This window comes from Enterococcus sp. DIV1368d (assembly GCF_050542975.1).
Classification (GTDB): domain Bacteria; phylum Bacillota; class Bacilli; order Lactobacillales; family Enterococcaceae; genus Enterococcus_D; species Enterococcus_D casseliflavus.
This window is the reverse complement of the sequence record NZ_CP172939.1, coordinates 899,461-917,756: the sequence shown is the minus strand read 5'-3', so window position 1 is coordinate 917,756 and position 18,296 is coordinate 899,461. Positions and strand designations below refer to the sequence as shown.

The following is an 18,296-nucleotide window of genomic DNA, read 5'->3' as shown; positions in this document are numbered from 1 at the left end:
TCCTTCCTATTTCTTGATTTCACGAAAAATCGCTCTGCGCCGCAACTTTGGTGAATATTTTTTTAATTCTAAACGTTCCGGCGTATTGCGCTGGTTCTTATTGGTCAAATAAAGTCTTTCCCCTGTCTCCACACATGCCAAAATAATATTGTTTCTCATAATAACCAGCTCCTTTCTCTTGCGTCACACCAAAAGAACACTCAAAGTGTAATGATTACGTTTTGTATCATATCACACTAAAACACAGGAAGCAAGCAAAACTATTTCTTCTTTTTGTTATTTAACACGTGAAGAAAACGTCATATGAATTTGTTTTCAACCGTCGCTGTCATTGGCGGCAAGATATCAGGAACCTATAGCTTTTGATCCCGCAAAAAAATCACCTGATCTTTAAGAAATCACTGGTTGGGCTTTTCAAGCAGCCCAAGTCGTGATTCTTTGTCAGGTGATTTCATTCGGTTAATTTACTGATTGGTTCTCATGTGACGCAAGCCATTCACTAATCGCCTGCAAGCGTTCTATCCGAAGGTTCGGCAAGCCATTGCGTGATAAACCATGAGAGGATTGAGGAAACAGCATCAGCTTCGTATCGACGCCTTGACGTTGCAATGCCATGTAAAACTGCTGTCCTTGTTCTTGCGGACATCGCAAATCATTTTCTCCATGGAGGACTAGCGTAGGCGTCTTGACTTGGCTGGCATAGGCCAAAGGCGACATCTTCCAAAGTCCTTCGGTCTGATCAAGTTCCCGCAACAATTGGAATTTGACAAAGGCAGGTCCAATGTCACTCGTCCCATAAAAGCTGATCCAATTTGAGATCGAGCGTTGCGTAACGGCCGCACAAAAACGATCGGTATGGCCAACGATCCAGTTGGTCATAAAGCCACCATAACTGCCGCCAGCCACATGGATGGTGTTCGTATCGATTTCTGGATGGTTTGCCACCACGGCATCCACCCCCAACAGCAAGTCTTGATAATCTTTATTGCCATAATCACCTAAAATCGATTTGACAAATGTTTGACCGTATCCTTGCCCGCCACGAGGGTTCAACAAGATGACCCCATAGCCATTAGCGGCATGGACTTGCATCTCATGGAAAAATGTTTCCCCATAACAGACCTGCGGACCGCCATGAATGTACAAAATCGCTGGATGATTCTCCTTTGTTTCGGTCGGAGGCAAATACCAGCCTTGAATTTGCCAGCCATCTGCTCCTTCGTACCAAAACGCTTCGGGTTTACTGATCGTTAATTGTGACATAACTGCTTGGTTAGGATCATAGAGATCGGTTACTTCGCCATTTGTTAAGTCAATCAACGCTAAGCGACTAGGGATCGTTGGCGTCGCATAAGCAACAGCAAGTTTGGCTTCTGAATAGATCGCCGCATCGAGGATATCCATTTTTTCATCAAGTAGTTTGGTCCATTCTCCTTGGGTCGTGGCACGGTACAATTGTAGCTTGCCATGTTCTGTTACGGGTACAAGGAATGTGTCATCCGTCAACCAGGTGATCGCTACGCCACGATTTTTTTGTTGAAAATCACTGATGATCGCATTGCCAAAGGCAACATCTAACTCCTTGGAAAGATTTTTGACTGCTTTCGTTTTTAAGTCGATCAAAAACAAATCATCCAAGGTCACAAATCCGTAAGAGAGATCATTGCCTAATAGTAACAGCTGATCATTGCGCGCAGCAGCAAATGTATACGTTCCTTCTGGCAGAATGTTTTCTAAACTTTCTGTCTTTTTCGTCTGGCTATCAAGGAGACAAACCTTCGAGCCATAGTCCCATTCATCTTCTTCCTCTTTGTCAAAGGTGATGAACAACGTCTTCTGATCATCCGCGATGCCAGAAAAAACAAAGGGAGAATCATGCTCAAAAATCAGTTCCGTTTCTTGTGTCGCGATCGTTTTTTTGATGATCGAATGTTTTTTTTCTTTTAAAAAGCCTACGCCATCCGCCAAATAATTGACTTTCGTAGTAGCTTTTACTTCTGGAAATTCCTTTTGCTTGTCCGTCTTTTCTGTGTCGTCTTGATTCTCTGAGATCGTCTCTTCTTGTGCCAGCTTATAATAAACCGCCGTTGCGTCTTGCTTCCAAAAATAGTCCCCCAGCCCCTTCTCAGTGACAAGTGCTTGGGGCTTGCCGCCGGACACTGGCATCGTCCATAACGTACTTTCACCTTTCTTTGGATCGGTCGTCACAAAACTGAGCCTTTGCTCATCTGGCGAGACCTTTAGGTTGTTGTGGGTAGTCGCTTCGGTGCCCCACTCACGCCGTTCGTTGGTCTTTGGGTCAATACTATAAATCGCTGAATCATACGTATTGGTCTTTTGGTTGACTGCCGTTTCCAAGTAAAAAACCTGATTTTCCCCCACTGCAGGCTGCGCAATCGTTTTCAGTTCAAACAGTGTCTCATTCGTTATTTTTTCCATCCGTTTCCCTCCAAAGATACGTGTTTTCGCAGTAACTATCTACTAGTATATCAAAAGAAACGAATTTTTCTGCTTTTTTCCCGCCTTTTTTAATAGTGAAATCCTCGCAGATTCGCTACTTCTTCAAAACCAGCCGACGTTCCCGTCTGCCGCAAGATCTCCTGCCCATTTTCTAAAAGGGTCAAGGCAATTTCCGTACTGGCGCTTTCGCGAATGATCCGATTCATTTGCCCAATAGAAGGTGCTAACAACGAATGGCCTTCTTTCGTCAACACTTCGATCGTCAGCAGCCACTGTTTTTGTTTGAGATGGATCACTAAACGGTCTTCCGTACGTTTGACATCATGAATCTTTGCACCATGATAAGTAGCAAAACGATATTCTTGGCTGCCGACTTGCAGAACACAAATCGTTCCCAAAAAAGCAAAACCAGCAAAGGGAATGTCGGCTGCGGAGAAAAAGAACCGTACATCTGGTGCATCAAAACTGTTGCACTGAACCCAGATATAAGCTGCTGGAAAGGAGGTACCCCAGTCTTTTTCCAAATAACCGATCCCGTTCGTAAAATCGATTGGTTCTTCGTTCCAGTACAGCGTACCTTCTAAGGTATGACTCATGCTCAAGACACCGTGGTAGCACTCCATAAATGACAGGTACGAAAAAGGCCCCATGATACTCGGCGCATAACGTGTCCGCTGAATCGGTTTGTGGTCGTTATATTTTACTGCTCCTTGTACTTGGAGATCGTTATTTTTTAAAGAAACTTGAATGCCTGCTTCACTAAAGATATTGTCACCAATAGTTACTTTTCGCTCCTCTTCTGAAACCTGAAAATCAGTTTCTGGAAAGGAGAAGTAATGCGCGCCCTCATGATTGATCACTTGAATGAACACTTCTTTGGTACCGTCTTCTTGAATCGAAAGACCTGGAATAAAAGCATAGACTTCTTCACCGATTTGGTGCTTATGGTACCAGCCTTCAAAAAAAGCGGTCTGCTTATTGTGGCCGTGAAAGAACCGATCTGTTGTCAACATCTTGATTTCCCTCCGTTTCTTTTTTAAGTGTAGCATGAAGCAGAAAGATTCCTCAGGATAATGCCTTTGTCCATGTAAAAAAGCCAGAAACAAGCAACACACTTGTTTCTGGCTTTGCTTATTGCTTTTTCATCACTCGACGGGTCCACCACAGAAAAATAAGAAACCCTACAACGAGCAGTGTCAAAAGTCCGCCGGTCATCCACGATGGATCCCCAATGTGATAAAATGCCATGGCTTTTTGCAGGCAACCAAGCAACACAAATACCCCCAGTAGAAAAACGATCGGATAAAAAGCTTTTTCTTTGCGTGATACAACAAAAACGATCGCCGCTACCAGCAAACTGCCAACCAATACTACATCAAAAGGAAATGAGATCGTCAGGAGCCACCAGTTTGGGGTCATCAGATTGATCAACAGTGAAAGACCAATCCAGCCACTCACAACGAGCCAAAGGGAGCCGAAACGAATCACCTTGCTTGCGCCCTTCTTTTGATAGATAGTTTTGCTGATGATCGCAAAAATCCCGATGACCGCTACCACAGTTACCAATCCTGTCAAAAGATAATCCAGCAGGTTAAGAACCAGTGGTCCTTTATTTGTAAAATCAGCTATAAACTTGATGCCCCAACTGATACCAACCGCTAGATATGCCAATTTGAGACGCTCTTTGAGATTGCTCTTTGGCGTGTTTGCCAATAGTTCATCTGCCACCCCTTTCGGATCATTGCCAAAATAGTGTTGCGCCTCTTCCCCATGAGTTTGTGCTTCTAATAAATCCATTGCAATCGCGTATACCTGCTCTGTGACTTTATGCTCATCGTAAAAAAGGCTGGAAAGTAAGAGGTAGCTTCGAAAATCATCAAAAAATTGGCGATTTTTCTCATTGAATTGTTGCTCGATCAGATTGGTCTGCTCTCGCCAATAGTTCGTCTCTTGTTTATTTGCCATGTTTCCTCACTCCTTAAATAATCCTTCGACTTTCTTCATTAGGTTCGTCCATTGTTCTCTAAATTGTGCCAAATAGTCTATGCCTTTCAGGGTGATCGAGAAATACTTGCGATCAGGTCCTTCAGGTGATTTTTTCATCTCAGAGGTAATAAGTTCTTGTTTTTCCAACTTCTGCAGCAAAGGATAGATCGTGCCGCCAACGATCGTTTCAAAGCCTCTTTGCTTCAGTTCCTGTACCAGTTCATAACCATAAATCTCTTTTTGAGCAATCACTTGCAAAACACACCCTTCCAAAACCCCTTTTAGCAATTGCGTCTCTTTCACGATTTCCCTCCTTTGGTTCCCTTTATCTAATTTGTTATACAAACTAGTGTTGTACCTAGTATACGTGTTCGTCACTAGTTTGTAAAGCATACTAGTAGAATAAAAAAATCTCCTAAGAAGAATTTTCTTCTAGGAGAATTTTTTTTCAAATGAATCAACGCTTCACCCCGCGTTGATAGGAATCATTGTACGCTTGAAAGGACTTATCGTGAAGTTTCGCCGCTGCATCTGCCAACCAGTTGACATTTCTGATCAATGCGCGGCCTTGTAAAACCAAATCCACTTGATTGGTTTGCAAAAGATATTCGCAAAGATCAGGATTATCCAATAAACCGACTGCTGCTACGGGAATATCGACCACTTGCTTGATAGCTGCAGCAAAGGGCACTTGGTAGCCATCATAGATCGGAATATTAGGCTTTTTATCCACCACACCGCCTGTGGAACAGTCAAGACAATCAATGCCATCTGCTTGAAGCCATTGGGCTACTTGCTGCCAATCTTCCAACGAATTTTGGCGTCCTGGTTCTTCATAGTCTGTCAGTGACAAGCGCATCCACAATGACCCAGAAAAGACTGCTCGAACTGCTTGTACCGTTTCTTTTACAAAGCGATACCGATTCTCTAAGGAACCACCATACAGGTCGGTGCGTTGATTGACGAGAGGCGAAAGAAATTGATCCATCAAGTAGCCATGAGCCCCATGAAGTTCGATCATCGTGACACCCGCTTTGGCTGCTCGTTGGGCAGCCTGAACAAAACTATCTTGCACCCGTTTGATTTCCGACAGGGTCATTTCTGAGGGTAACGGGTAGCGTTCGTTAAAGGCAACGGTACTTGGTGCCAAAGGATTGGTGGCATCAACTGCTTTTCGTCCTGCATGGCTTAGTTGGATGCCTACTTGCGCATCGAACCCATGCAGCAGTTCCACCAATTTCGTCAGCTCTGTTTGCTGCTCTTCATTCCATAACCCTAGATCATTGTTTGTGATTCGTCCGTCTGGTTCAACGGCAGTCGCTTCAATAATGATCAAGCCGACTTTGCTTAATGCTCGTGCCCCGTAGTGAACAAAATGAAAGGGTTCCGCAACACCGTCTTCTTTTTTTACTTCATACATACACATCGGCGACATAACGACGCGGTTGGCCAATGCTAAACTCGCTAGCTTCACTGGTGACAATAATTTGGACATGCTGACACTCCCTCAACGATTTTTCGCTTTGTATTTTTCTCTATATTCAGTATAAACAGCCCCTTCAAAAACACAAGCAATGACCCTTTTTCCCATTTTTAAAACAAAAAAATAGACGCATTCTGCTTGCTCCCATGACATTGGAACAATCAGCTGCCTCTTCCCACTATTATTATACCGCATCCAGAGTCAAAAAAATAGACTAGTATTTTTGGTGGATGCTCGTATAATTGAGATACTTTGGAGAATGGATGTGAGTCTGAATGAACGACCTAAAGGCTGAAAAGAAGCATCTCGCAGACACGTACCAGCAATTGCTGACGCGAAAGACAGGGCTGAACAGTTTCTTGACTGAAGGCAGAAAAAAAGATCGCCTTGCGATGCAAAGCATCGGCGAAGAGATTCGCTTAAACTTTGATAATTTTGCTGACCGTTTAGATACTTTTGCTGCCATCGAAAGTAAGAACCGTGAGATCGACCAAATGAACGCCGCTCTTCAATCTGCTGAACGTGAATTAGCTGCCATCGACCGTCTACTGGATAGTCCCTACTTTGGTAAAATCTCCCTACAGTTTGAAGATGAGGAAACAATAGAAGATTTTTACATTGGGATCAATGGTTTTGTTAATGAAAATAAGGAAGGGCTGATCTATGATTGGCGCTCCCCTATTGCCGAATTGTTCTATGCCAAACGCTTGGGCCCGGTCTCTTATCAAGTGAACAATCAGACGATTTCTGCCGCTCTTGAACATCGCCGACAATTTATTATCGAAAAAGATCACTTGAAGCAAGCCTTTGATACCTCAGTCGCGATTCAAGATGAAGTGTTACTGGCCGCCCTTGAGGCCAATAATAGCCAAAAAATGCAAGATATCACTGCTTCGATCCAACACGAACAAAACATCATCATCCGTGACTTAGCGCATAAAAACCTACTGGTCAACGGTGTTGCTGGAAGCGGAAAAACGTCTGCTGTCATGCAGCGGATCGCCTTTTTGCTGTACCATTTTCGTGAAGAGATGACCGCTGAGAATGTCTTGATCCTATCCCCGAACTCTCGGTTTATTGATTATATTTCGCAAGTGCTGCCTTCCCTCGGTGAAAAAAATCCATTGACGCTGACCATGCGGCAGTTTTGCCAAGCATTTCCTAGCGTTGACTTAGAATCGGAAGCGGCGTATTTTGACCGCATCCAGCAAACACCCAATGAAGCAATCGACCTTTTGCGCAGTGCGGACTTCAGCCACTTTCTTCAATCCTTGAGCAAACAGCTGCCAGAAGAACTTGTGCTTCAGTTTAAACCAATCAAAAGAAAAAACGTCGTCCTTTTTTCTGAAGAAACGATCGATACTTTCTTCCAAGAGACACCGAAACAGGCATCTTTGCGCGATCGCATCCAAGCAGTCAAAAAGAAATTGGCTTACGCTTGGGAGGAACGACTGCAAAAAAATGCCTTAGCAACAAATGTTCACGACCAAGTTCGTTCTTTGACTGAAGACGAACAGCGCTCCCTATTAGGGACAGTTTTAAAGGATGATTCAGAAAAAACAATTCAGAAAGCAGCCATTCGCCTCCTGAAGAAAAAATACGCAACGGTTTCCAAACAAATCAACGACCTTACTTGGTTTGATACGAAACGATTGTTAGCAGACAGTGCCGACTATTTTACTCAAGGACAGATCACTTTGACGCAAACAACAGATAGTTTGGATTATACCGTTTGTCTATTGCTGATTCGTCATTTGCTCGCCGAAAAACAACCTGTCCCTGCGTTACGCTATCTGTTTATCGATGAAGTCCAAGATTATACGCCAGCACAAATTCAGTTTCTATTATGTCTTTTTCCTATGACCGCTTTTACCCTCGTGGGGGATCAGCAACAGGCGATCTTTACAAGTGCCATCACCGTATCAGAAATCCAAACGTTATTTCAACAACAGGCGAAATTCCTCGAAACGTATCAGCTGACTACGAGTTATCGTTCTAGCGGTGCAATCACGCGGTTATTTGCCCAAATGCTACCAAAAAAAACCAATTTAAACATCTCTGCCGTTCGACCAGAAGGAAAGTTGCCACAGTTTTATGCCAATCTGCCTGACGTTGCGTTAGTAGACATAGTAAAGGAACTTAAGCAACCAGTAACGATCATCACAAAAGATAGTCGATCCAGTGAGGAGCTCAAACAGTTCTTCGATAAACAGGCCGTGTCATTTCATGGAACGGTATTACCGATTCATCTTGCCAAAGGATTGGAATTTAAGCAGGTTCTTTTATATGATGTCTCAGAAGAAAATTATCATACCGATCAAGATCGGCGGATTCTCTATACGGCGATTTCTCGTGCAATGGAAGAACTGGTGGTAACTTCAAAAGGAACCTTTTCGCCATTTCTCACTCCTTGCTAGTAGAACGAGAAACCTCCTATTTTCTATAGAATCTTGATAAGATTTGAAAGAATCCTGTCTTGCTTCTCTAGATAGTTCTCTTATCTGACTGATTTAGAAAGCTATCGATCAAATAAAAAAGCATCAACGCGATTGCGTTGATGCTTTGCTTTTGATTTGATTAGCGATGGATGTAAGTATATCCAGATGCGCTCATTGTTGCAGTGTTTGGTCCACCAGGACTGTCAAAGCCCATTCCGCCTTGAGAGATTGTGATGGTATTGTTTGATGGGTTGTATGATTCAACATAGGCTACGTGTCCATAAGTTGGATCAGCAGTCCATTCGCCACCAACTGATTGACCAGCGGCAAAGACTACAACGGCACCGGCTGCAGGTGTACCATTGACAGTGTATCCATCAGCTGCAGCTGACGCACCCCATTGTGCACCATTACCCCAGTAAGTACCTACCCAAGGAGCGCGGTTTTTCACGTACCAAGTACATTGACCCCAAGCATACATGTTACCTGAGCTTGAATGATCTTTTCCGCCGCCAGTAGAAATACTTCCGGTAGAATTATTGTTTGATGAAGAGTTTGAATCTGAGTTACTTGAGCTTGAATTGCTTGAACCAGTGTTTGAAGAGCCTGCGTTCGATGAACTTGAGCTGTTAGAACTGCTGGTATTGCTTGAGCTTGTGTTGCTTGAAGAACTACTTGTTGCTGTTTCAGTAGAAGCTGTTGTATTCTCTGTCGTGCTTTCAGTTGATTGAGCAGCAGCTTCTTGTTGTGCTTCTTTCAAAGCAGCAGCTTGTCTTTCTTCTTCTGCTTTTTGAGCAGCAGCAGCTTCTTGTTGTTCTTTCAAGATACGGGCTTTTTCAGCTTCCGCTTCTTGTTTTTTCTTGTTCAAAGCATCTTTGTCTTTTTCAGCAGTCGCTTGTTCTGCTGCTAAGTTTGCTTTCAAGACATTTAAATCAGCTTGTTTTGCTGCAATGGCATCTCTTTGTTGGCTAAGTTCTGCTTGGTTCGCAGCAACTTCTTGGATTTTGCTTTCATTTTCTTTGACTTTGTCTTCAACATCTTGTTTGTCTTGTTTTTGTTGTTCAACTAAATCATTGTTTGCATTGACGATCGTTGTCATCGCTTGTACGCGACCGATAACATCCGTTAAAGAATCTGCTTCTAAAACAGCATCAATGAAATTGGTGCTTTGACCGTTAACTTGTACATCACGGGCTTGCTTTTGGATTGCTTCTTCACGTTTGGCAATACGCAATTTCAATGTTGCGATTTTGTCTTGCAATTTCTCAGCTTCTTGACCTAACTCAACTTGTTTCGCTTCTAATGAAGCAACTTTTGCACTCACTGTTTCAATTTCTGCTTCTAGAGAATCGATCTGTGATTGGGCGTCAGCTTGCTGACCTTTAAGAGAATTGATTTTTTGGTCTTGCTGCTCGATTTGATCATCAATGGAATCTGCAAATGCTAATGCAGGTGCTGCAACTGCTGTTAATGTTAGTGAACACACCATTAATGCTGATAACAAACTATTCTTCACTCGTTTTTCCTCCGACTAGCTGGTTGATTTGACAGATGAACTGCCTTTATAAAAACTTAATTTTGTCTAAGAAAGTTTAATGTTCGATTTAACGACAAATGAATTCTACCATAATGATATGACACACAGATAAAGGAAATGTTACAAAAATGTTTCAATCTAACACTCCCTTTATCTCAACGATAAATAACAAGACAATTAAAGACCGTTAAATCAACGTTTCTGAATAAATTACCGCGTTTTCTTTTCATTTTCATCATCTAAAATAAAATCAATTCATGTTATCTTTATCGAAAGTAAGGCTAATTCTTCAAGGTTTATAACTTGATCACACTTATTTTAATAAGAAAAACTATGAAAACAAGAATTCATTCAAAAAAAGACCATTTATGTGACAAGATCCCTATTCCTTTCTATAATAAATAAAACAAGCGAGGAGGGAATCGCGATTCGTACACACAAAAAATGGTTTTGGCCATTGGCACTACTTACACTTTTTGTCACCTGTTTCCTGTTATTCTTTCAATTTCGTAAGGTGCATGAAGCCGATACTCCATTGCAACAGGCGAGCAACAGTGAGTTTTGGCTCTTAAGTGATATTCATTTTCTTTCCTCCACGCTCCATGATAACGGCGCAGCCTTTCAGACCTTCACAAAGGGAGCTGCTGGCAAAGAGATGACGTATCAAGAACAATCGATCGAGGCCTTCACCGCTCAAGCCTTAAAAGAGAAACCCACGGGAATTATTTTGACCGGTGATATGACGCTCAATGGCGAGAAAGCAAGTGCTCAAGAGTTGGCAAGATTGCTTGAACCATTGCAAGAAGCTGACATCATGGTTTTAGCATTACCTGGCAATCACGAGATTTACAATGGTTGGGCGCGAGCATTCAAAGGTGAAAAGGAATACTACGCAGATCAAATCAGTCCTGAGGATTTCCAAACGATTTTTGCTGAAGGTTACGAAAAAGCCAACAGTATCGACAAGTCTTCCCTTAGCTACAGCATTCAGTTAAATGACAAGTATCGCCTCTTTCTACTAGATTCATGTATCTACGATTCTGAGGTTAATTGGGATGATCCTACTACGAATGGTGAGTTGAAACCGGCTACTCTAACTTGGTTGGAGGAGCAATTAACCCTGACGAAAGAAGCGGAGCAAGTACCACTGGTCTTTTTGCACCATAACTTGTTTGGTCATAATGAGCTCTTACAAGACGGTTATGTTCTCGACAACGCCTCTGAGACTGTCGCTTTGTTGGAACGCTTCAACGTGCCAGCCGTTTTCTCTGGTCATATCCACATCCAAGACATTAACGAAGGGAATGATTCGCTTTATGAAGCAGTCACTGGGTCTTATTCAACGGCAGAATTAGGCTACGGCGTCCTTTCTCTTTCTGACAAGGAAATCAACTATGAAGCTCGGCAGATTGATCTCGATGCTTGGGCGGCTGAAACGAAGCAAACTGATGAACAGTTGCTGAACTATCAAAACTACCAGAAAAGTATTTTTGAAAAAGACACCGACCAACTGGTCCGTGACCAATTGTCCGCAGTGTCTGAACTGTCAGATGCCCAGATGACAAAACTTTGCACGTTTGTCACGAAGTTGAACACTGCCCTTTTTACTGGCAATGATACTTACTCAGCCGAAGAAAAAGCTGCTATCAAAGACTCCGAGGAGTATCAGTGGTTAGCGACCTATTCTTACTTTTTGAAGCAATATATCGATTCAATGCTGGACGATCAAACCGATGATCGCAAGCTGACGATCCCCCTCACAACAGAATAAAGCTAAAAAGTGTCTTCTTCCTTTCTTTTAGGAAAAAGACACTTTTTTCTTTTCTAATGAACGATAGCCCTCTCGTTTGGGTAAACGAGAAGGCTATCTGACGAGTCAATATTTATTCTTTGAAAGTGCAGCATACTATTACTACTATTATTTATTTCTCATTTAAACGATACAATCCCTAACCTCTATTGTATCCTTGTAACTCTGAAGTTACGCCAGGTTTGAATAAATTTCTTCAAAACAAGTAACGTGTGGTACAAAAATATTTGTCGCTTATCAATAACTATACCACGCAACTAGGCGCCGACGGAAGTAAAGTAGCTTATTCTTAATCATTACTTAAAACAAAAGGTATTGTTTTCAAACAGTGTTGCTCCTTTAAGAATTCTACGTGAAGCGATCAACCTTCCAGTCATGCATATCTGCTAACCATTCCTATAAGGGAATTCCTTTTATTCAATAGGCAAGTCGTGCTGTTTTAAGAAAGATAATTTGTCCCAGTAGCCTCTTTGAAATAAAATTTTATCATTTACTATTTGAAAAAAACCGCAACCTCTCAAACCTAAGGGGTCACGCCACTCTAAAATTGCCCATTGTCCATCTTCGAAAATGTTCTCAACGATACAAACCATTTTTGCGTTAGAAAAATCTTGCTCAAACATCTGCTTGATCGCTTGTTTCCCAACAACTGGCTCATTGGCAACCTGGTGGTTTATTGCATTCTCATCATATAATTCTGAAATAATTTCAACATCTGCCTGATTAAACGCATCAACCCATTGGCAAAGTATTTCTTTTGGCTCCATATAAATCCCCCTCGAAATGTAATCATCTGTGTTCCAATCGCAATAAAAAAAGTAGCTAATTTGTACCAATATATTCTACTTTTACAATTCATTCAAGACAATATCGATGAAACGAATAAGAAATATCGATCTTTCACATCGATTACTCTTGTATAAGTACGGGGTACCATATATTGAATCGTAGCATGTTTTGCTTTACCTGTTTCTTTATTCCATTCACATGAGTCATGCCATTTGAATCACTAGTAATCATTGCTTTTAATGGTAGCAACGCCACTAAACCTATTCAACCACTTTATTAATTTATTGAATACGGTATACAGCCCCTCTTTCTTTTTATACGCTTATCATCGAATGAGAAATCATAGGTAAGTAAACCGCGACGCTTAGGGCTAGTTGAATAGTGAAATCAAAGATGTACTATTTACCATGTCAGGTCCTCAAAACCTGCAACTATTCTCTTGTAGCAGATCATCAACACCCGATCCATTTCAATATTTATATAAAATAAAACAAAAAAAGCGAGAACCCAATGGATTCTCGCTTGTTAACGTCAATTAACCTTTAACGATGTTTGTTGCTTGTAAGCCACGTTGGCCTTCTTCAACGTCGAAAGTCACTGCTTGACCTTCTTCTAAAGTTTTGAAGCCGTCGCCTTGGATAGCTGAGAAGTGAGCAAATACATCATTGCCGTCTTCACCTGTAATAAATCCAAAACCTTTATCTGCATTAAACCATTTTACTGTACCGTTATTCATAAACGTATACCTCCATATTACACATCGACTGTGTTTATTTGTTTGTAATAGAAAATGATGTGTAATTGAAGTGTGTATCAATAGAAAAGATAAACAAGTATTAACATATCAGAACTTTACCTATTCATCATAGCATGGTTAAAATAAAATAGCAAATAAAGTTGGCTTTTTTTCTTGATAAAAAAGTAAATTGTTAAGAAACCTTATGATTAAGCCTAGCAATTGCTTTATCTGGAAGAATCAAAAATCAAAGAGTTGCGCCGTTTGAAGCAATTACTTTTTTGTACCAATCAAATGACGCTTTCTTGATGCGTTTCTTTGTGCCATTGCCTTCATCGTCTTGGTCAACATAGATAAAGCCATAACGTTTCGACATTTGTGAGGTTGAGGCACTAATGATATCGATACAGCCCCATGCCGTATAGCCAAAGACGTCGACGCCATCATGCAACGCTTCATTGATTTGTTCAATATGCTGACGCAGATAGTCGATTCGATAAAAATCATCGATGGTACCATCTTCGTTTACGACATCTTCTGCTCCCAAACCGTTTTCGGCAATAAACAAAGGTTTTTGGTAGCGGTCATAGAGTTGATTCAATGCTGTTCGCAACCCTTTGGGATCGATCTGCCAGCCCCATTTACTGCTTGGCAAATAAGGATTTTTAATCCCACCAGTGATCAGATTCCCGACAGCACTTTCCAAGCGTTCTGGATGCGCGCTGACTGCACTGGACATATAGTAACTAAAGGAAACAAAATCAACCGGGTTTTCTCGGATGACTTCTAAGTCTCCTGGTTCGATCACCAATTCCACTCCTTTTTCTTCAAACATGCGGTTGGCATATGCTGGATAATAGCCTCTTGCCTGCACATCACTGAAAAAGAGTGAGGTTCGTTGACTTTCGACTGTTTTTTGGACATCGTCCGGATCACAGCTGTACGGCGTTAATAATTGATAGCTGATCATACAGCCGACCTTGGCATCGGGAATCAATCGATGGCAATAGTCAGTCACGATTGCGCTGGCGACAAATTGATGGTGCGCCCCTTGGTACTTGTCTTGTTCAATATTAGGATGACCTTCTTCAATGATCCCGACACTAACATATGGATGGTGTTTAACACAGTTGATTTCATTAAAAGTTACCCAGTATTTGACTTTCTTTTGGTATCGCTCAATCACCGTCTTGGCAAAACGGACATAAAAGTCGATCACTTGCCGGTTTGGCCATCCTCCATACTCAGTCACTAAATACAAAGGCATCTCATAATGGGAAAGTGATACCACTGGTTCGATCCCATACTTCAAACACTCATCAAAGACTGCGTCGTAAAATGCCAATCCAGCTTCGTTTGGCTCTACCTCATCCCCCTTTGGAAAGATCCGTGTCCAGGCAATTGACATCCGATAGGCTTTGAAGCCCATCTCAGCAAATAAACGAATATCTTCTTTAAAGTGATGATAAAAATCGATTCCCTGTCTTTTCGGATAGTATTTCGTGCTGTTTGGATCCTGTGCTTCTGCAACTTGCTGATGAGTCATCATATGCCATTGGTCCGTCCATCGTTCTTTCGGCATTGAGGAATCGAATAGATAGACATCAGAAACCGACAAGCCTTTTCCATCGATTCCAGAACCTCCTTCAACTTGGTTGGCAGCTGTTGCTCCCCCCCAGAGGAAATCTTTTGGAAAATAACTTTTCATTTTACTTGCCGCCTTTCAAAAATGATTCGTACGCCAACGCTTCCCCATTCGTGGCGATCACTTGCTTATAATACGCAAAACTAGCTTTTTTCTGGCGGGAAAGATCTCCGCTACCATCATTTTGCTTATCGACATAGATAAAGCCGTATCGTTTTTCCATCTCTCCTGTCCCCGCAGAAACGATATCGATCGGTCCCCACCATGTATAGCCTAGAATCGTTGCGCCATCTTTGATCGATTCCGCCATTGCTTCTACATGGTCTTTCAAATAGGCCATCCGTTCTTCATCGACGATCGATCCATCTTCATTGACAACATCCTTTAAACCAATTCCATTTTCAACGATAAATAATGGTTTTTGATAGCGATCAGTCAATTCGCTGCAAACATAGCGTAATGCCAGCGGATCGATCGGCCATCCCCAAGCAGTTTCTTTTAGGTAAGGATTCTTTTTCCCTAGTAATCCGCCAGTATTGCCTAAAATTTTCATGCCTGCTTCATGCAATGAGCTGCGGTAAAAACTAAAGCCTAAATAATCGCAGGTCCCCGCTTTAATGATCGCTAGATCTTCTTCTGTAATGTCCAGCAACAGATGATTATCCTTCACGATGCGGTCGAAGTATTCCGGATAGGCTCCTCGCAATTGCACATCACTATAGAACAAGGAACGACGGCGCAGTTGATACGATTCAAAAACATCTTGCGGGTTGCACGTTGCCGGGTAAATCGGACTCAGTGACAGCATACAGCCAATCTGATTGTTTTCATCTACTGCCTTCCCATTCAAAACTGCTTTGGCACTTGCAACAAACATATTATGACTCGCTTGATAAAGTGCCTGTAATTTTTCTTCTTCAGTCTCGAAAGAAAACACATCGATACCTGCTGCGAGTAACGGGATCGTATGGGTATGGTTGATTTCATTGAAAGTCATCCAATATTTCACTTTCCCTTTGTAGCGTGCAAAAACCACTTTTGTATACCGATCAAAAAAATCGATCAGTGCACGATTTTGCCAACCACCATATTTCGTCACCAAATGCAGTGGCGTCTCAAAATGAGCTAATGTAACAACTGGTTGGATCCCTTTTTCATTCAAGGCATCAAATAAATCATCATAAAATTGTAAACCTGCTTCATTGGGTTCCGTCTCATCCCCATTCGGAAAAATGCGACTCCAAGCAATTGAGGTACGCAAACACTTCAAGCCCATTTCCGCAAACAATTCAATGTCTTCTGGGTACCGATGATAAAAGTCGATGGCTTCATGGCTCGGATAAAAGTTGTCCTCTTCAAGCTGCAGTGAAACTTGCTCAATACGTTTTTCACCAACTGGTAAAATATCTGCTACACTTAATCCTTTTCCTCCTTCCAAATAAGCTCCTTCGGCTTGATTTGCGGCGATCGCGCCACCCCATAGGAAATTTTTTGGAAATACACTCATGAAATCGCTCCTTTTAATAAATCATTTGCTACCAAAGCGGTAACGTCTTTTTTCGCTTGATCCACAACTGTCAATGCATCTTCTTTGATCACACTGGTAAAGACCAACATGGTTGTCGGATCATATCCTTTTTCAATAATTTTTGCTAAGTCAAAGGTGCCAATTTTTTGCCCCTTCACGACTTGATCCCCTTGTTTCACCGAAATCTCAAACACGCCTTTTGCTAAATCAACCGTGTCTAAGCCGATATGAACCAACACTTCCGTCCCAGCAGCTGATTGGATCCCAAAAGCATGTCCAGTTGGAAAAACTGTCACAACCGTACCAGTAAGTGGCGCATAAATATCGCCGGCTGATGGATAAACGGCTAATCCATCCCCCATTGCTCGAGAAGAAAATACTTCATCTTTGACATCATCAAGCGTGATCGCTTCACCAGCAACTGGTGTCATCACTTGCAGCCCTGCACCTTCTTCTAAAACAGGTTCTACCGTTTCTTCAAATCCTAATACATAGGTCAAAATAGCAGTACCGAAGAACGCAAAGGCAATGCCGATCAAATAGTACACAAAGGTGTCCCCAAAGAAAGCTGGCAATGTCGTCAATGCTGGGAAAACATAGACGATGGCCTTGGTTTGCATCATTCCCATAAACGCACCAGCAAGGGCACCAACGATGGTTTGAGCAATCAACGGCTTTTTAAATTTTACCGAAAGTCCATAGACGATTGGCTCTGTAATTCCTCCAAGCAATGCTGGAAGCAAAGAAGATAGCGCCAGGCCTTTGGTTTCTTTTCTGCGAGAGCGTAAAAACACACCTAAAGCAACCCCAGCACTCGCAAATGTTGCTGCTGCGATCATCGGGCGCAGCGTATCATAGCCATATACCGCTAGGTTATTGACCATAATCGGTACAACTCCCCAATGGATCCCGATCATTACTAAGAATGTCCAACCGCCACCGATCAACAAGCCAGCCAACAGCCCGCTCTTGTCGCTGATAAAGTTCATGGCATTGCCTAAACCGTCCCCAAGCATTACACCGACCGGTCCAATGATCAAAACGGTCAAAGGCACCATGATCAAAAGAGCTACTAGTGATAGAGCAAAAATCTCGATACTCTTAGGAATGATCCGTTTGAGTAGTCGTTCCAAGTGCGAGTAGATATAGATCGAAACGATCGCTGGAATCACGGTACCCGAATACCCCATCAACACAGCTGGGATGCCAAAGAAATCGACCGTCACACCGTTTTCCGTCACCATTGCTGTAAAATTCGGCTCCAGCAACGCCCCAACGATTGCTAAAGCAATAAACATATTGACTTTGAAAATCCGCGCTGCACTGATCGCTAAAAATAAAGGCAAGAAATAAAAGACACTATTGCCAGCAGCAGCTAATATTTTATAGGTGCTTCCTTCCGCATCCATCAAATGATAGGTTGTAAAAACAACTAGCAAAGCTTTCAACATCCCTGCCCCTGCAAGAGCAACAATGATTGGATTAAAGATCGCAGACAATACATTGAAGAATCGGATAAATACATTGCCTTGTTTTTCTGTTGATTCTTCGGCATCCCCATCACTTTCCAAAGCATTTTGGATCGAATACTTACTCATGATCGTTTGAAAAACATCCGCTACATGATTACCGATCACGACTTGAAACTGGCCATTTCCTTCAATGACAGACAATACCCCATCAAGCTGCTGAATCTTATCCTTATTTTTTCGTGCCAACTCGACATCTTTCAACTTAAAACGCAATCTAGTGATGCAATGATACAGGCTAACGATATTTTGTTCCCCACCGACCTGTGCTATAATTTCACTAGCAAGTTTTGAATAATCTTTTGCCAAATGACTCACTCCCGTGTTTGATTTATAAAGCGCTTTATGGCGTTAC

The 18,296-nt window shown here is 42.1% G+C and carries 14 protein-coding genes; 2 read left to right on the top strand and 12 right to left on the bottom strand.

Annotation, left to right across the window (positions count from 1 at the left end):
• Positions 1–6: 6 nt before the first annotated feature.
• The 6 genes from rpmG to IGJ44_RS04310 form a co-directional block, all read right to left on the bottom strand.
• Positions 7–159 carry a 50S ribosomal protein L33 gene (gene rpmG / locus IGJ44_RS04335; RefSeq protein WP_005225339.1) on the bottom strand — a complete coding sequence of 51 codons (153 nt, stop codon included), beginning with the start codon at positions 157–159 and terminating at the stop codon, positions 7–9.
• Positions 160–459: 300 nt separating this feature from the next.
• Entirely contained in the window at positions 460–2,439 is a 1,980-nt protein-coding gene (locus tag IGJ44_RS04330; RefSeq protein WP_430606180.1) for a prolyl oligopeptidase family serine peptidase, read from the bottom strand.
• 89 nt (positions 2,440–2,528) lie between these two features.
• Positions 2,529–3,473 carry a tocopherol cyclase family protein gene (locus tag IGJ44_RS04325; RefSeq protein WP_128488067.1) on the bottom strand — a complete coding sequence of 315 codons (945 nt, stop codon included), beginning with the start codon at positions 3,471–3,473 and terminating at the stop codon, positions 2,529–2,531.
• 118 nt (positions 3,474–3,591) lie between these two features.
• Positions 3,592–4,425, bottom strand: coding sequence for a hypothetical protein (locus tag IGJ44_RS04320; protein WP_167827135.1), 834 nt, complete (start codon positions 4,423–4,425; stop codon positions 3,592–3,594).
• Between the two features lie 6 nt (positions 4,426–4,431).
• Complete coding sequence (locus IGJ44_RS04315; RefSeq protein WP_167827136.1) at positions 4,432–4,749, bottom strand: helix-turn-helix transcriptional regulator; 318 nt, start codon at positions 4,747–4,749, stop codon at positions 4,432–4,434.
• Between the two features lie 154 nt (positions 4,750–4,903).
• A complete protein-coding gene (locus IGJ44_RS04310; RefSeq protein WP_167827137.1) occupies positions 4,904–5,941 on the bottom strand; it encodes an NADH:flavin oxidoreductase/NADH oxidase in 1,038 nt (345 codons plus the stop codon).
• 263 nt (positions 5,942–6,204) lie between these two features.
• Here IGJ44_RS04310 and IGJ44_RS04305 point away from each other — a divergent pair, with 263 nt between their 5' ends.
• Positions 6,205–8,346 (top strand): HelD family protein, encoded by a 2,142-nt coding sequence (locus tag IGJ44_RS04305; protein ID WP_167827138.1) that lies wholly within the window; start codon positions 6,205–6,207, stop codon positions 8,344–8,346.
• A gap of 160 nt (positions 8,347–8,506) precedes the next feature.
• Here IGJ44_RS04305 and IGJ44_RS04300 read toward each other — a convergent pair whose 3' ends face one another.
• The gene (locus IGJ44_RS04300; RefSeq protein ID WP_060792881.1) at positions 8,507–9,883 is read right to left on the bottom strand and encodes a CHAP domain-containing protein; all 1,377 of its coding nucleotides are present in this window, start codon (positions 9,881–9,883) and stop codon (positions 8,507–8,509) included.
• A gap of 391 nt (positions 9,884–10,274) precedes the next feature.
• On the opposite strand from IGJ44_RS04300, the gene IGJ44_RS04295 reads away from it, so the two are divergent.
• Positions 10,275–11,675: a metallophosphoesterase gene (locus IGJ44_RS04295; protein WP_167827140.1), complete on the top strand. Its 1,401-nt coding sequence runs from the start codon at positions 10,275–10,277 to the stop codon at positions 11,673–11,675.
• Positions 11,676–12,127: 452 nt separating this feature from the next.
• On the opposite strand, the gene IGJ44_RS04290 is transcribed toward IGJ44_RS04295, so the two are convergent.
• The 5 genes from IGJ44_RS04290 to IGJ44_RS04270 form a co-directional block, all read right to left on the bottom strand.
• Positions 12,128–12,481: a nuclear transport factor 2 family protein gene (locus IGJ44_RS04290; protein WP_167827141.1), complete on the bottom strand. Its 354-nt coding sequence runs from the start codon at positions 12,479–12,481 to the stop codon at positions 12,128–12,130.
• A 557-nt stretch (positions 12,482–13,038) separates the two neighbouring features.
• Positions 13,039–13,239: a cold-shock protein gene (locus tag IGJ44_RS04285; protein ID WP_005225331.1), complete on the bottom strand. Its 201-nt coding sequence runs from the start codon at positions 13,237–13,239 to the stop codon at positions 13,039–13,041.
• A gap of 247 nt (positions 13,240–13,486) precedes the next feature.
• Positions 13,487–14,947: a glycoside hydrolase family 1 protein gene (locus tag IGJ44_RS04280; RefSeq protein WP_159161272.1), complete on the bottom strand. Its 1,461-nt coding sequence runs from the start codon at positions 14,945–14,947 to the stop codon at positions 13,487–13,489.
• A gap of 1 nt (position 14,948) precedes the next feature.
• Entirely contained in the window at positions 14,949–16,391 is a 1,443-nt protein-coding gene (locus tag IGJ44_RS04275; RefSeq protein ID WP_167827142.1) for a glycoside hydrolase family 1 protein, read from the bottom strand.
• Complete coding sequence (locus IGJ44_RS04270; RefSeq protein ID WP_005225328.1) at positions 16,388–18,259, bottom strand: beta-glucoside-specific PTS transporter subunit IIABC; 1,872 nt, start codon at positions 18,257–18,259, stop codon at positions 16,388–16,390. Before IGJ44_RS04270 ends, IGJ44_RS04275 begins: the two co-directional genes overlap by 4 nt.
• Positions 18,260–18,296 lie beyond the last annotated feature (37 nt).